General features: G+C 39.0%; 12 protein-coding genes and 8 tRNA genes. 19 read left to right on the top strand and 1 reads right to left on the bottom strand.

The genetic code is table 11. The annotated features are described in order from the left end of the window. Window positions 1-10 precede the first annotated feature (10 nt). From AA0X95_RS13880 to AA0X95_RS13970, 19 genes are all read left to right on the top strand, one after another. Window positions 11-85, top strand: a tRNA-Gly gene (locus tag AA0X95_RS13880). A 5-nt stretch (window positions 86-90) separates the two neighbouring features. After that, window positions 91-179, top strand: a tRNA-Leu gene (locus AA0X95_RS13885). Between the two features lie 13 nt (window positions 180-192). Further along, window positions 193-269: transfer RNA gene (locus AA0X95_RS13890), tRNA-Pro, on the top strand. A 10-nt stretch (window positions 270-279) separates the two neighbouring features. Next, a tRNA-Ala gene (locus tag AA0X95_RS13895) sits at window positions 280-352 on the top strand. Window positions 353-373: 21 nt separating this feature from the next. After that, window positions 374-447 (top strand) — tRNA-Met (locus tag AA0X95_RS13900). Window positions 448-480: 33 nt separating this feature from the next. Then, a tRNA-Ser gene (locus AA0X95_RS13905) sits at window positions 481-573 on the top strand. A gap of 19 nt (window positions 574-592) precedes the next feature. Then, window positions 593-677 (top strand) — tRNA-Tyr (locus AA0X95_RS13910). A gap of 5 nt (window positions 678-682) precedes the next feature. Continuing rightward, window positions 683-753: transfer RNA gene (locus AA0X95_RS13915), tRNA-Trp, on the top strand. Between the two features lie 579 nt (window positions 754-1,332). Continuing rightward, window positions 1,333-2,142: an Fpg/Nei family DNA glycosylase gene (locus AA0X95_RS13920; protein ID WP_413309763.1), complete on the top strand. Its 810-nt coding sequence runs from the start codon at window positions 1,333-1,335 to the stop codon at window positions 2,140-2,142. A gap of 162 nt (window positions 2,143-2,304) precedes the next feature. Continuing rightward, window positions 2,305-2,946 carry a helix-turn-helix transcriptional regulator gene (locus AA0X95_RS13925; RefSeq protein ID WP_413309765.1) on the top strand — a complete coding sequence of 214 codons (642 nt, stop codon included), beginning with the start codon at window positions 2,305-2,307 and terminating at the stop codon, window positions 2,944-2,946. A 17-nt stretch (window positions 2,947-2,963) separates the two neighbouring features. Beyond that, the gene (locus AA0X95_RS13930) at window positions 2,964-3,779 is read left to right on the top strand and encodes a pyruvate, water dikinase regulatory protein (RefSeq protein ID WP_413309767.1); all 816 of its coding nucleotides are present in this window, start codon (window positions 2,964-2,966) and stop codon (window positions 3,777-3,779) included. Window positions 3,780-3,781: 2 nt separating this feature from the next. Then, window positions 3,782-6,451, top strand: a complete 2,670-nt coding sequence (gene ppdK / locus AA0X95_RS13935; RefSeq protein ID WP_413298756.1) for a pyruvate, phosphate dikinase — start codon at window positions 3,782-3,784, stop codon at window positions 6,449-6,451. A 112-nt stretch (window positions 6,452-6,563) separates the two neighbouring features. After that, the gene (locus tag AA0X95_RS13940) at window positions 6,564-6,755 is read left to right on the top strand and encodes a YbxH family protein (RefSeq protein ID WP_413298758.1); all 192 of its coding nucleotides are present in this window, start codon (window positions 6,564-6,566) and stop codon (window positions 6,753-6,755) included. A 106-nt stretch (window positions 6,756-6,861) separates the two neighbouring features. After that, window positions 6,862-6,945, top strand: coding sequence for a putative holin-like toxin (locus tag AA0X95_RS13945; RefSeq protein WP_374121074.1), 84 nt, complete (start codon window positions 6,862-6,864; stop codon window positions 6,943-6,945). Window positions 6,946-7,137: 192 nt separating this feature from the next. Continuing rightward, window positions 7,138-9,720 (top strand): DEAD/DEAH box helicase, encoded by a 2,583-nt coding sequence (locus AA0X95_RS13950; protein ID WP_413298760.1) that lies wholly within the window; start codon window positions 7,138-7,140, stop codon window positions 9,718-9,720. 160 nt (window positions 9,721-9,880) lie between these two features. Then, entirely contained in the window at window positions 9,881-10,231 is a 351-nt protein-coding gene (locus AA0X95_RS13955; protein WP_413298762.1) for a hypothetical protein, read from the top strand. A gap of 136 nt (window positions 10,232-10,367) precedes the next feature. After that, complete coding sequence (locus tag AA0X95_RS13960) at window positions 10,368-11,630, top strand: LysM peptidoglycan-binding domain-containing protein (RefSeq protein ID WP_413298764.1); 1,263 nt, start codon at window positions 10,368-10,370, stop codon at window positions 11,628-11,630. A 269-nt stretch (window positions 11,631-11,899) separates the two neighbouring features. Next, the gene (dacB, locus tag AA0X95_RS13965; RefSeq protein ID WP_413298766.1) at window positions 11,900-13,366 is read left to right on the top strand and encodes a D-alanyl-D-alanine carboxypeptidase/D-alanyl-D-alanine-endopeptidase; all 1,467 of its coding nucleotides are present in this window, start codon (window positions 11,900-11,902) and stop codon (window positions 13,364-13,366) included. Between the two features lie 77 nt (window positions 13,367-13,443). Beyond that, window positions 13,444-14,283 carry a deoxyribonuclease IV gene (locus tag AA0X95_RS13970; RefSeq protein WP_413298768.1) on the top strand — a complete coding sequence of 280 codons (840 nt, stop codon included), beginning with the start codon at window positions 13,444-13,446 and terminating at the stop codon, window positions 14,281-14,283. Window positions 14,284-14,517: 234 nt separating this feature from the next. On the opposite strand, the gene AA0X95_RS13975 is transcribed toward AA0X95_RS13970, so the two are convergent. Beyond that, window positions 14,518-15,252, bottom strand: coding sequence for a hypothetical protein (locus tag AA0X95_RS13975; RefSeq protein WP_413298770.1), 735 nt, complete (start codon window positions 15,250-15,252; stop codon window positions 14,518-14,520).

Consider the following 15,252-nt stretch of genomic DNA (forward strand, 5'->3'; position numbering starts at 1 on the left):
TCACTTTTATGCGGAAGTAGTTCAGTGGTAGAACACCACCTTGCCAAGGTGGGGGTCGCGGGTTCGAATCCCGTCTTCCGCTCCATAAGTGCCGGGGTGGCGGAACTGGCAGACGCACAGGACTTAAAATCCTGCGGTAGGTGACTACCGTACCGGTTCGATTCCGGTCCTCGGCACCACTTATATTTTTAACGGGAAGTAGCTCAGCTTGGTAGAGCACTTGGTTTGGGACCAAGGGGTCGCAGGTTCGAATCCTGTCTTCCCGACCATTCATATTTTGGGGCCTTAGCTCAGCTGGGAGAGCGCCTGCTTTGCACGCAGGAGGTCAGCGGTTCGATCCCGCTAGGCTCCACTTAAATTATATAACTGATTTGGCGGTGTAGCTCAGCTGGCTAGAGCGTACGGTTCATACCCGTAAGGTCGGGGGTTCGATCCCCTCCGCCGCTACTAAAATACTTATATAATTTTATTTGAAAAAATGGAGGAATACCCAAGTCCGGCTGAAGGGATCGGTCTTGAAAACCGACAGGCGGGTTAAACCGCGCGGGGGTTCGAATCCCTCTTCCTCCGCCATTTTCTTTTATTTATATGTGGAGGGGTAGCGAAGTGGCTAAACGCGGCGGACTGTAAATCCGCTCCCTCCGGGTTCGGCGGTTCGAATCCGTCCCCCTCCACCATTTATAGGGGCATAGTTTAAAGGTAGAACTAAGGTCTCCAAAACCTTCAGTGTGGGTTCGATTCCTACTGCCCCTGTCGAAAATACTATGTAAAAATCCAAGGTCATTCCTTGGATTTTTTTTTTATTAAGAATCTGTTATTCATTGTTGATTTTCGTGTATGTATGAGAATTCATAGGCGGAGAATTTCCGGCTATTGTATATAGAGGTAGCTTGAGAGGCAAAAATAAGCGGAAAAATTCCCGCTATTGTATAAAAAGTGAGCTTAAGAAGAAGAAATAAGCGGAGAATTTCCCTTTAACTGCTCTAAAATAAGACAAAATCCAACGATTTTGATCATATAACCGGAAAAACTCCCCTTATTTATAAGGAAATAAGGGTATTTCCCAATTTAAGCGGAATTTTTCCGGTTATTTTTTCAAACACAGTGAAATCAACATTCAGGTATAACAAAGCCTTTATTAAAAGGACTTTCAACTTATTGGTTGGAGGTCTTTTTTTTATAAGATTCTAATATTTCTAAAAAGCTATACTCACTCAATTCTTTTTCAGATGAAGGTGCAGTACTAAGCACAATGACTATAATGATTCATTTTATATTAACTATTTGGGAAACCTATGTGCACGAATACAATTATATGGAAGGAGTTATTCAATGCCAGAGCTTCCAGAGATGGAAACCTATAAGATCCTTTTAAATCAAAAAATAGCTGGTCAAGTCATTTCAGATATTCAGATCAATAGAGAAAAATCCATTAACCTTAATTCAGAGCTCTTCAAAAGAACAGTTCTTCTTCAAAAAGTAACAAATGTTTATAGAAGAGGAAAGCACCTACTATTCCATCTCCAAAATGGTCAAGTAATGCTGTTGCATTTAATGTTAGGGGGATGGATGTTCTACGGTCTTGAGTCGGAAAAACCTAAACGTACTATCCAAGTCCAAATCTCTTTTGGAGAATATCATCTTTACTTTATCGGACTTCGACTTGGATATCTTCATCTATATAGTCAACAAGAAGCGGAGGAGAAACTCTCCAATTTAGGCCCTGAACCATTGAGTAGCGATTTCTCTTTAAATCATTTTTTAGGAATAATTAGTCAAAAGCATGGTCGATTAAAAACCACTTTACTTGATCAAGAGATTATTGCTGGAATAGGAAATTGCTATTCAGCTGAAATTTGTTTTCATGCTGGAATTTTGCCTACTAAAGACATTGATCAAATAGTTGAATCAAAACGATCCCAACTATATCATTCAATGAGGACAGTTCTTCAGGACGGAATAAAGCATGGTGGTTATATGGAAAATCCTTTATTTAAGGGAGATACCTTAACGGGGGGATTTAATGAGAGATGTAATGTTTATGACCGGGAAGGCAAGAACTGTAATCGTTGTGGGGCCATTATTATAAATGAAATGGTTTCTTCTAGAAAGACATTTTACTGTCCTAATTGTCAAAAGTAACCTAAAACCTGCTGCAATGGCGGGTTTTTATTTTTGATAAAAAAAGTGAAAGTAATTGTTTCGTATTTCACACAAATGTAATATACTATATACAAATAAGTATAACACATTTATAATTAAGCTAACGAATATAACATATTTATTATAAAAAAGGGGGTGGTAATGATTAAACTAACTAAACGTCAGGATGAAATCCTTGAGATTGTGAAACAAAATGGACCGATTACAGGAAAAGAAATTGCAGAAAAGCTTTCGTTAACTAGGGCAGCTTTAAGACCAGATCTTGCCATCTTAACCATGTCGGGAAACTTGGATGCCAGACCGCGTGTGGGGTATTACTTTAATGATAATTTTGAAGTTAAACAGCAAGCGAAAAGGTTTATTCACCAAAAAGTAAATGATTATAAGGCTCACCCAATTGTAGTCGAAAAATCCACTTCCGTTTACGATGCTATTGTTCAGTTGTTTTTAGAAGATGTAGGTACACTTTATGCGGTTGATACGGAAGGGCTTTTAGCAGGAGTGATATCGAGGAAAGACTTACTTAGGGCCTCACTTGGCAATAAGAATCTAAATGACTTACCAGTAAGTGTCATTATGACTAGAATGCCTAATATCATCACCATTGAACCAGAGGAGACATTGTTAGAAGCTGCAAAAAAAATGATTCACAATCACATTGATTCTCTACCAGTAGTCAAGATAGAAGACCAACAGAAAAATACATATTTGCTTGTGGGAAGAATCACAAAAACCACGATTACAAGGGCATATCTAGAAATTATGGGGGAAAAAACAGACTAAGAGGAGTGGCTGTTATTTTGGTACAGAAAGAAGTGGTTTATGTAGTTTCTGACTCAGTGGGGGAAACTGCTGAGTTTGTAGTAAAAGCAGTCGCAACACAATTTAATGGAGGTAATGTGGATATTCGCAGAAGTTCATATGTAGAGGATTTTGAAGATATTGAAGATGTCCTTTTACTAGCGAAAAGAGGCAATTCCATCATTGCTTATACGATTGTTGTTCCTACTTTAAAACTATATTTAGATAGTAGAGCCTTAGAAGAGGGTATATTAGCAGTAGACTTACTTGGTCCATTGATGAATGCGTTCGTAACTCGATTTAATAAGCAACCACATCATCAACCAGGCTTGATGAGAAAGCTGGATGAAGAATATTTCAGAAAAATTGAAGCTATTGAGTTCGCTGTGAAATATGATGATGGTCGTGACCCAAGAGGTATTACAAAGGCTGATATTGTTTTAGTTGGGGTATCCAGAACATCAAAAACGCCATTATCTATGTATCTAGCACATCAGCGCTTTAAGGTGGCCAATGTTCCGTTAGTCCCGGAAGTGCAGCCACCAGATGAATTATTTCAAATTCCAAGAAAAAATTGTATTGGATTAATTATTTCACCAAATAAATTAAACGAAATTCGGACAGAACGTCTGAAGGCTTTAGGGTTAGCTTCGAAAGCAAATTATGCGAGCTTTGAGAGAATATTAGAGGAACTAGACCATGCTGAAAAAATTATGAAGCGTGTTGGCTGCCCTGTTATTGATGTATCTAATAAGGCTGTAGAAGAAACGGCAGGCTTAATATTAGAAGTGTTAAAAAAAGAGAGGAGCTTTTAATCATGGACAAATTCGTTTATTTATTTCATGAAGGAAATGGCAATATGAAAGAATTGCTCGGAGGAAAGGGAGCGAATCTAGCAGAAATGACTAGAATTGGCTTACCTGTTCCATATGGTTTTACCATCACGACTCAGGCTTGCAATGCATACTATGAAGCTAGTAAAACCATTCCAACTATTGTAGAAAAGCAAATGCTAGAAGCACTTGTCTGTTTAGAAGAGAAAATGGGTAAAAAATTAGGCGACCCGGAAAATCCTCTCCTTGTCTCAGTACGTTCAGGTTCCGTTTTTTCCATGCCTGGTATGATGGATACCATCTTGAACTTAGGAATGAATGATGAAACGGTTGTTGGTATGGCAAAGCTGACGAATAACCCTCGTTTTGCTTATGACTCTTACAGAAGATTCATCCAAATGTTCAGTAACGTGGTCCTTGAGATTGATACGTATTACTTTGAACAATTATTAGAAGAAACACGCGAGCAAAAGGGATACTCCACTGACCCAGAGTTAACTGCAGAAGACTGGCAAGAGGTAATCAAGGGGTATAAAGGAATTGTTAAAAAGCATACAAGAAAAGACTTCCCACAGGAACCAAAAGAGCAATTGTTCCTTGCAATTAATGCCGTCTTTAATTCTTGGAATAATCAACGTGCCATTGTTTATCGCCGTTTAAATAAAATCCCTGATCATTTAGGAACTGCTGTCAATATTCAAAGTATGGTGTTCGGAAATATGGGGAACGATTCTGGAACGGGTGTGGCGTTTACAAGAAACCCATCTACTGGGGAACATGTTCTCTACGGTGAGTACTTAATCAATGCTCAAGGCGAAGATGTGGTTGCTGGAATCCGTACACCTCAGGCAATCGCTACATTAGCGGATGAAATGCCAGGTGTATATAAACAATTTGCTGAAACGTGCAAACGGTTGGAACAGCACTATCAAGAAATGCAGGATATTGAATTCACTGTGGAACGCGGTAAGCTTTTCATCCTACAAACACGTAATGGAAAGCGTACGGCACAAGCGGCGATCCGCATTGCCGTTGAAATGGTAGAAGAAGGAATCATCGACAAAAAGACAGCTCTTTTACGTGTCGATCCAGATCAATTAAACCAATTGCTCCACCGACGTATTGATGATGCATTTGAGAAACGAATTTTGGCAAAAGGGCTCCCAGCTTCACCTGGTGCTGCAACAGGTCAAGTAGTTTTTGATGCGGATGAAGCAGAACAATTAGGAAATGATGGCAAAAAAGTGATTCTGGTACGCCCAGAAACTACACCTGATGATATCCACGGGATTGTGGCTTCCCAAGCAATATTAACAAGCCGTGGTGGAATGACCAGCCATGCAGCTGTTGTTGCACGTGGGATGGGAAAAGCTTGTATATGTGGATGTGAAGCCTTAAAGATTGATTTGAAAGCGAAACAATTCGCAGTGGGAAGTACCCTTGTTAATTATGGAGACATTATTACCATTGATGGTTCGACTGGTGAAATCATGCTTGGCGAAATTCCAATGATTGATCCTGAACTTTCAGATGAGTTCCAGCTATTACTTGCATGGGCCGACCAAGAGCGGAAAATTGGTGTCCGAGCAAATGCTGATAACCCTGAAGATGCGAAAAAAGCATTTGAATTTGGGGCAGGTGGAATTGGCTTATGCCGTACAGAACATATGTTTATGGATTTAAAACGTATTCCAATAGTACAAAAAATGATTCTTGCTGATAATTATGGGGAGCGAATGGAAGCTTTAAATCAACTGTTACCAATGCAGCAGGGTGATTTTGAAGGTATTTTTGAAGCAATGCAAGGGTTCCCTGTCACTATACGTTTACTAGACCCGCCGCTTCATGAATTTTTACCAGATAAAGAGGAGCTTTTAGTAGAGGTAACTAAACTTCAACTGACTGACCCTCAATCAGGGGAATTAAAGCAAAAAGAAAAATTACTTAAAAAGATTCGTCAACTAGATGAATTTAACCCAATGCTTGGCCACCGCGGCTGCCGTCTTGGAATGATTTATCCGGAAATTTATGAAATGCAGGCAAAAGCAATCTTTTACGCAGCAGCAGCACTAGCAGAAAAGGGAATGGTAGTTGAGCCAGAGATCATGATTCCTCTAGTAGGCCATGTAAATGAATTAAAACAAATGCGTCAGCTTGTGGTCGAAGCCGCATTACGTATCCAAGAAGAGACAGGGAAGAATTTCGAATATACCATTGGAACAATGATTGAGATACCACGCGCAGCATTAACGGCAGACCAAATAGCAGAGGAAGCTGATTTCTTCTCATTTGGTACAAATGATTTAACACAAACAACTTTCGGCTATAGCCGAGATGATGCGGAAGGGAAATTCCTGCAGGCCTATATCGAAAATAAAGTGCTTCCAGAAAACCCCTTCGCTGTCCTTGACCAAAATGGGGTAGGTAAGCTCGTTGAAATGGGAGTACAGCTAGGGCGTTCAACAAAACCTTCATTAAAAACAGGTATTTGCGGTGAACATGGCGGCGAAAAGAGCTCGATTGATTTCTGCTACCGAACAGGATTAGATTATGTGAGCTGTTCTCCATACCGTGTACCATTAGCCAGATTGGCTGCTGCACAGGCAACTATTCGTCATGAATTAAATAAAGAAGAAGTGTTTACAACAGCATAATTATGAAGAGAGGATGTGTGCCTTGTGCAGCATCCTCTTATTTTTGAAAATGTAATCATGATTAGTCTATTTTTGCAAATAATATAAAAAATACTATCAAAGGGGTTAGAATATGGGGGCCATTGAGCGGAATGGGTATCGATTTGTACCAGAATACAGTGTGATTCAACAGAATGGGGCCATACATGTCTATAAACGAGAGGATTTTATTGAAGAAATCCAATTTAAGTTTTCGGGTAAATTCCCAGAACTGGATCAAATAGAGGACCTAGTAGATAAGTACTGTGATTTACATAATATTTAAAGAACGCTTGTTCGGTATATTGTTTAATGATATAATTGAAAATGCAATAGTATAGTTTTCTCAAGGGTGGACGGCACACTCTCCTATCGAAAGGGGGTGATGCTTTTTGACAGTTTTTCAAGCATTGACGTTAGCTATATCGTTTGCTAGTCTCATTGTCACTGTTCTGTCTTTCCACAAAAAAAAATAACCCACCCTTGAGCCGGCAAGCAGAAGTGGTGGATTATGCCCTTTATGCCGATCCCCTGTAAGGGAATCAACTATTGCATGACCGAGCGTGTCTCAGGACTCTCGGTCTTTTTTACTATATGATTATCTATACTCACATTATACATAACTTTAAGTAAAAAGGAAAATCAAAATATATATAGGAGGGGTCATATTGAGTAAATTACTTACCATTTACCCTCAAGCAATTGAACATACAAAACTAAAGATACAAGAAGGTATGGATCGTTATTTAGAAATGAAGGAATTATTGCCTTCCTTTGAAGACTATTTAGCTGATCGTGGCCACTATATGGAACAAATTTGGGTCAATGTATGGTTAAATAAATCAACAAATGATGTACCGAAAAATGAAAAAAAGAATTATTTAAGTGAAAAAGGATATGAGGTGCAAGGGATTGACCGAAAGTTCTTAAATAAGTTATTTCGTGATGAAATGAGAACGTATCATCCCTTTGATGCACTTGAATGGGTTAATAATACATTTGCAGGGCAAGAAGAGGAGTGGGAGAAACGATACCTTAATGCAAAGGAAAACTATAAAAAGCAACAAGTGCAGAAACAGCTTGATGAGCAGAAACAAGTAATACGAATGGATATAGAAGAGGAAGCCAGCAACATTATTGAGAACAATTACGGATCATTCTACTTACATGTTCGATTCTTTGTTGCTACCCAATTAAGGGCAGATCTCGAGAATAATACGAAGTTTCAATCGATTGACAAATTGGCACTTGAGGAAAAGTTGGTTGATGAGGGTCCGTTTAATCCAGCTACCTATACTACTGTTGCCACTTTCTTCGAAGAACTGACAGGTGATATTCATAAAACTCTTCATTGGGGACGGAGCTTCTACGAATACCAAACCTACTTCTTTGTGTATGAAAGTTTAATTTCTGATTATGTGTCAGAGCTTATACCGCAAGAAGTATTAGAACAGCTTCCAGCTGATTTAAAAGTGAATTTTTTTGATACTTTTCATGAACCGCTTTCCGCATCTTTCGTTAAAGGCAGTATTGCACAGCTTCTTTATGAGGTTGAGGACTATTTTATCGAAGACATCCAAGAGGAATATCTTTCAGACTTAGTCAAACTAGCTGAACTTCCTTTTGATCTTACTGTACACAAGGAAGTTTTTGATAAAGATTTACAGGAACGGGAAAAAAAGCAGCTAGAAGAACAGGAAGAGTTAGAACGGAAAAAGGAAGCAGTAGAGCGAATGATGAAGGATATATTTGGTACAGAATATGATCCTTCACTCAAGAGAAGTATCCGGTATGTTCTTCACATTGGGGAGACTAATACAGGAAAAACCCATCATGCATTAGAAAAAATGAAAGAGGCGGGCAGTGGATTATATTTAGCACCACTACGGTTATTAGCATTAGAGGTGTTTGATAAGTTAAATGTAGAAGGGACACCATGTTCTTTAAAAACAGGAGAAGAGGAAAAAATCGTTCCCAATGCAAGCCATATTTCCTGTACGGTAGAAATGTTTCATGAAAAAGAGTTTTATGAAGTTGTAGTAATTGATGAAGCACAAATGATTACAGATAAGGACCGTGGTTTTTCTTGGTATAAAGCCATCACGAAAGCAAATGCACAGGAAGTTCACATCATAGGGAGCAGAAATTCGAAATCCATGCTGCTCCAGTTATTAGGTGATTCAAATATTGAAATAAATGAGTATTCACGTGATACGCCGTTAGAAGTGGAGAAAAAAGAATTTCATATTAAACATGTGAAAAAAGGGGATGCCCTTATTTGTTTTTCAAGAAGGCGTGTCCTAGAAACAGCCTCAAGATTGCAAAATGATGGTCACACGGTTAGTATGATTTACGGCAGTATGCCTCCTGAAACCCGAAAAAAACAAATTGAACAGTTCAATAAAGGGAGAACCAAAGTGATTGTGGCAACAGACGCAATTGGTATGGGTTTAAATCTTCCTATTCGCCGCATTGTTTTTTTAGAAAATGAAAAGTTTGATGGAACAAGAAGGCGGCTGCTTACTTCACAAGAAGTAAAACAAATTGCTGGACGTGCTGGTCGTAAAGGAATCTATGATGTCGGTAAAGTGGCATTTACAGCTGATATTAAAAAAATGAGAAATTTGCTTTTACAAGAGGATGAGCCTGTCCATACGTTTGCAATTGCCCCTACTAATTCAGTTTTCGAACGCTTTCAGCGCTATTATCATGACCTCGGAACATTTTTTGAATTATGGGGGAAATTTGAAAGTCCCAAAGGTACAAAAAAAGCTTCACTATCAGAAGAAAAGACGCTATACCAATTGATTGCAGGTACGGAAATTGAAGGAAGGCTATCATTAATGGACTTGTATGGATTTTTACATCTTCCTTTTTCCAAAAATGAGTCAGCATTAACGAGACAATGGGAGGAAACGATGTACTGTATCATTCAAGGAAAAGAACTTCCTGAACCCATTGTAAAGGAGCGAAGTTTAGAAGAACTGGAACTAAGCTACAAAGCCATTGGACTTCATCTCTTATTTTTATATCGTTTGGGTGAAAAAACGGAAGCCATCTATTGGGAGCGACTCCGAGAAGAAGTGAGTGATCGAGTACAGGAACGGTTAAAAACGGATATAAAAAAGTTTGTTAAGAAATGTAAAAATTGCGGCAAAAAACTCCCTTGGGACCATTCGTTTCCAACATGTGATGCCTGTCATAGGGCTAAATTTAGAAGATACGATAATGGCGGGTTTGAACAATTTTAAAAAAAGTGTATAAAACAAATCCACCAAGCAAATGTTTTGGTGGATTTTCTATAATCGAGAAACTAAATAGAAATTATTATTACTATTTCCAATTATTCCATAATCAGCAAAAAATTGATAATATAAACTATAACCTTTTTTAGGAAAGTGATGTGTCAAGATGCAGCTCTCTTTAACAGTTAGGGGACCTGGTGCAGAAGCGGTCTCCTATTTATTAGCCAAAAATCCCAATAATCTTTTTGAACGAGGTGAAAAAGGGCTTACAGTTCGCCTTGTTTATACAATGTTTTCAAAAGAAGAAGTCCAGTTTCTTATTTATGTGAAAACAGACCCAATTGAATTAGTGATTTATGGAATCGATTATTTACAGCCTGAGAATTTAGTTAGGCTGAAACAGCGTAATGCCGGTAAAAAACAACGGAATGCATTGAAGGAATTTGCGTTGGGGGTAGAAGCAGTCAACCGCTTTGTGAGAAGAGAATCAATAGAACGGTATCATGAATGGCTTTAGAATCCGCCCCGATTGACCCGCGATTATAGATTGAAGGAAGACGAACTTGTCGAGAGGCTAGTTCGTTTTTTTGTTTGTAAAGAGCGTATATTCACTTTTTAGGACCATATGATGGTAAATAAGGGAGCGTGATGTTATGGCTGTTCATGTGGTAGCTGCTGGAGAAAACTTGTGGACCATTTCAACCTTATATGGTGTTTCGATACAAACGATAGTAGAGCTTAATGGACTGCCATCCGCTACTTCTATTGTACCTGGCCTTGCCCTTTATCTTCCAGATAGGCTGTTGCCAATCCGTTCCTATCGAATAAAAGCTGGCGATCACATTTGGCAGCTTGCGCAACAATATCAAACAACTATAGCAAGTATTTTGGCCGCAAATCCAGGCTTGAACCCGAATCGTCTCACCATCGGGCAGGTGATTATTATCCCTTCACTGGTAAAATTAGAAATAGCTACTCTTGGTTTTCTTGTGCCTTCGGCTGAAGGTGCTAATTTGATGACCCTTAATGCTTTGGCAGGACAACTAACATATGTAGCGGTTGTGGCTTATTCTTTCACAGAGGAAGGGTTTGCTTTTAATCAGGTAGAAGATGCTAAGATTGTGACACGGTGTAAAGAATTGGGGATTGTCCCATTATTGATGATTAGAAATTATACTGGAAATGAATTCAGTGCTGAGTTGGCGGGGAAGGTGTTAAAAGATCCTGTTTTCAGAACAAACTTGGTTAAAAGTATATTCAATCTAACTGTTCAGAGGGGATTTGGCGGTGTCAGTATAGACTTTGAATTTATACCACCTGCCCAGCGAAATGATTTTACTAGTTTCTTAACAGAGTTAAAGCTTGCCCTAGGCGATTTTATTTTGCAGGTGAATGTACATGCAAAGATAGCTGATATCCCGACTAACCGCATTATTGGTGCATACGATTATGCGGCAATTGGAAAAGTCGCCGACATTATGGCTGTGATGACGATTGACTATGGGTACCCAGGAGGACCGCCTGATCCAATTGCTCCGATTAATTGGATGGAACAGGTCATTCAATATTCCATCACCCAGGTTGAATCTCGTAAGCTCCAAATTGCCATGCCGTTATATGGTTACGACAAAGTGGTTCTTACCCATGTTACTCGTGCTCTATCTGTACTTGCAGCCCAGAATCAAGCAATTGCAAAGGGGTCGGTGATTGAATTCAATAATATGGCTAAATCACCTTGGTTTCTCTATTATCAGGGAGTTGAAGAGCATATTGTTTGGTTCGAGGATATTCGTAGTTATATAGAAAAGTATCGGTTGATGGACCTGTACAAGTTAGCAGGGACAACTTTTTGGCAAATAAGCCTGCCTGCTCCTCAAAATTGGGCGTATTTGAGTAAGAATATTACAGTTTTGTAGGGGAAAGTGTAATAATACTCTGTTTGCTGGCCTTGAGTATAAGGTGATTTGGCATTTGTGCCATTTTGGGGTGGTTTTGTGCCATTTGTGCTTGGTTTTGTGCTGATTTTTTAGGTGTTTTGTTCCAAATTTACCTTGTTTTGTGCCATTTTTAAGGTGTTTTGTATAATTAGCCATTATCTGGGAAAAGTAGCCGCCATTTACTGAATCCAACATACAAATGATGCTATTTGGACAAACTCAAGGAAAAAGGGAAGGCTGGATTACGCTTGAAATTAAAATTGAAAATCGTAATATTCATCATCATATTGCTTTGGGCAACGGGTCCTTACATACATGTAAATGCCACGAGCCCTCCTGCTAACATCACTGTACAGCTCAATCAACTATTGATGAAAGAGCCAGCATTACAAGGAGCCATCGCAGGAATTAGTGTTCGGTCTGCAACGAGCGGGCAAGTCATCTATGATTATCAAGGCAGTGTTCGGTTACGTCCTGCTTCTAATATGAAACTCTTAACGGCTGCAGCGGCTCTAAATGTTTTGGGTGAGGATTTTACTTTTGCAACGGAAGTATTTGCAGATGGTCCGATAAAAAAGAACATCCTTGAAGGAGATCTATACATAAAAGGAAAAGGCGACCCAACCCTATTAAAAACAGATTTTGATCAAATGGCCGAGAACATTCAAAAGCAAGGAATCAAAAAAATAAAAGGAAATCTAATCGGTGACGATTCGTGGTATGATAACGTCCGTTATTCATTAGATTTGCCTTGGAGTGACGAAACAGAGCATTATGGTGCACAAATATCTGCACTTACCGCATCTCCAACCGTAGATTTTGACGCAGGGTCAGTCAAAATTGAAGTGAAACCGAGTCTAAAAGCAGGGGACAAGCCGACGGTGAAAATGACCCCGAAAACAAATTATGTAAAAATCGTAAACCTTGCTGAAACAGTCGCTGAGGATGGAATAAAGGAAATGACGATCGAACGGGAGCATGCTAAAAATACAATTACGATTGAGGGGACTATTCCTGTAAAAGCAAAACCAGAAAAAGAATGGGTGGGGGTATGGGACCCAACCCTATATGCCGTGACCCTTTTAAAACAGTCATTAGCCAAACAAGGGATTTCCGTAATGGGTAAAATGAAAACAGGTACGGTGTCTGACACCGCCAAACTGTTAACCACCCATCGTTCTATGACCTTGTCCCAACTGTTGGTTCCTTTCATGAAGCTGAGTAACAACGGTCATGCCGAAATTTTAGTAAAGGAAATGGGCAAAGTGGTTAAAGGTGAAGGCAGTTGGGAAAAAGGATTACAAGTTTTAAATGCAGAGATGCCGAAATTCGGAGTTAACCCTAAAACATTGGTTCTCCGAGACGGGTCGGGAGTTTCTCATGTCGACTTAATTCCAGCGAATCAACTCTCACAGCTCTTATTTTCAGTTCAAAAGGAGAAATGGTTTCCTAGTTATATAAATGCTTTACCAGTAGCAGGTGTCCGTGACAAAATGGTCGGAGGCTCTTTAAGGTACCGAATGAAAGGTCCGAATACCCTTGGAAAAGTGAAAGCCAAAACAGGGACCATTTCAACTGTAAGTTCGCTTTCTGGATATGTAATAACCAAAAGCGGGCAAACTCTTATTTTTTCAATCCTATTGAACAATATGATAGATGATGTGAAGGGGAAGAAAATCGAGGATCAGATTGTGACCATTTTGGCAAATCAATAATTTAAAGACGAATAAAAAGGAATGTCCCAACAAACCCTAACCTATCATTAAGAAATGGTACGGATGGCGATTTCATTATGATATTTGGGAGTCACGTTAGTATAAGGAACGGCTATTTAGGAGCAGCAAAACAAGCGGTTGCAAACAATGCATCCGCTTTTCAATATTTTCCGAAAAATCCAAGGAGTCTTTCCATTAAGGATTTCAATCAAGAAGATGCAAAAAGCTGCAGAGAATTTTGTTTGGAGCATCAACTTCAATCTGTTGCACATACGCCTTATTCAACCAGTTTAACGCCAACAGAAGAGAAGCAAGAACTAACGATAGCTTCCCTCCTTAATGATTTAGAAATTGCCAATGCCTGCGGTTCAATAGGTGTCGTAGTTCATTTCGGTAGTCAAATCAGCAAGACGGACCCACTTGCCAGCTATCATTTGATGTTATATATGTTAAATAACGTACTAAGTAAGTGGGAGGGAGAATGCCTGCTCTTGCTTGAAAATAATGCAGGAACGAAGGGGGCGCTTGGTACAACCTTTGAGGAGCTAGTGCAAATAAGGAATTTATGTGAGTATCCAGAAAAAATTGTTTTTTGCCAGGACACTTGCCATGCGTTTGCAAGTGGACTTTGGAATGGAGAAAACACAGAGGAGTTAATCGCAAAAGGTGAAAGCTTAGGCTATTTTAATCATCTAAAGGTCATTCATTTAAACAATTCTAAATATCCGACAGGCTCAAAAAAAGATCGTCATGCAAATATTTTTCAAAACAAAGGGCTTATTGAGGCAAAGCAATTAGAAAGATTGGTACAATCGTCTGTTTTAAAGGATATTCCTTTGATACTTGAGACACCAGATGATGAAGGGATTACTCATCAAGAGGAAATTCAAATGTTGATGGAAAAATGGGGTATGTAATTTTCTTGAAAATTACAAGTATTGATTTTACTATAAAAATAGTGGATAAATAATATAAAAAAGCAACGTAAATAGTAAAAAGAAGCGAAAGCTAGAGGGTGTAATAATCACTGAGAACGGGAAAGAAGATGAGGCACCGCTTGGAATTATTCCATCATGGGATCTTATTGAAATCGATTATACAGTTGATTAAGGAAAAGGGGCATACCACAGAGGCATGCTCCTCCTTTATTATCAAAAATCAAACTCGCTTAACTGGTCCATATGGCTGGCGATCATTGCAATAATGGTACTTGCTTCTTCTTTACTAAAAATAAAATGAGATTCGTCTTTAATCAACTCTTCCTCAGTTGTCCAAATCCGGTTAATTCGTTTGAGGACACCATCTCCGGTTTCTTGTACTACCCCAAATTGATAGGTAACTTCGACTTCATCCTCATGCTTAAAAGCAGTTACCTCTGGTGTGGACCATTCCACATCGATTTCTTCAAAAATATCATCTTCGTTAAGTTGCTCTGCTTCGTAGTATTCATCGTTGTTATCTTCATCAATGGTTTGGTATATTACTCCGCTTTCATACTCATCATCATCACATTCTTCAGAAGTGTTGAGATATACTCCATCATCTGTATAGTGATCATCATCGTTCATATAATCATGAAGGCTCTCATGAACCTCTTGAATGATTTCCTCAATATCAGAAAGGATGATCTTTGCTGTATGCCCACTGTCAACGTCGAAAGTATCAATATAAAATTCCTCGTTTTGCGGGTCAAAGAACAAGGTGCAGAAAAAATCACGATCAAGTTCTTCGGTATCAACATCTGCCGTATCGACGAAAAACTCGATTCTTGGATGTTTGGCAGCTCTTTCAATTGTCATTTGACCAACTTGATCATATTCATCACAAATAGACTCAAGATGATCCTGTAATTCCCCACATACTCTGTCAAACCATTCTAATGACAT

The organism is Neobacillus phoenicis (assembly GCF_047302305.1).
GTDB lineage: Bacteria > Bacillota > Bacilli > Bacillales > Cytobacillaceae > Neobacillus.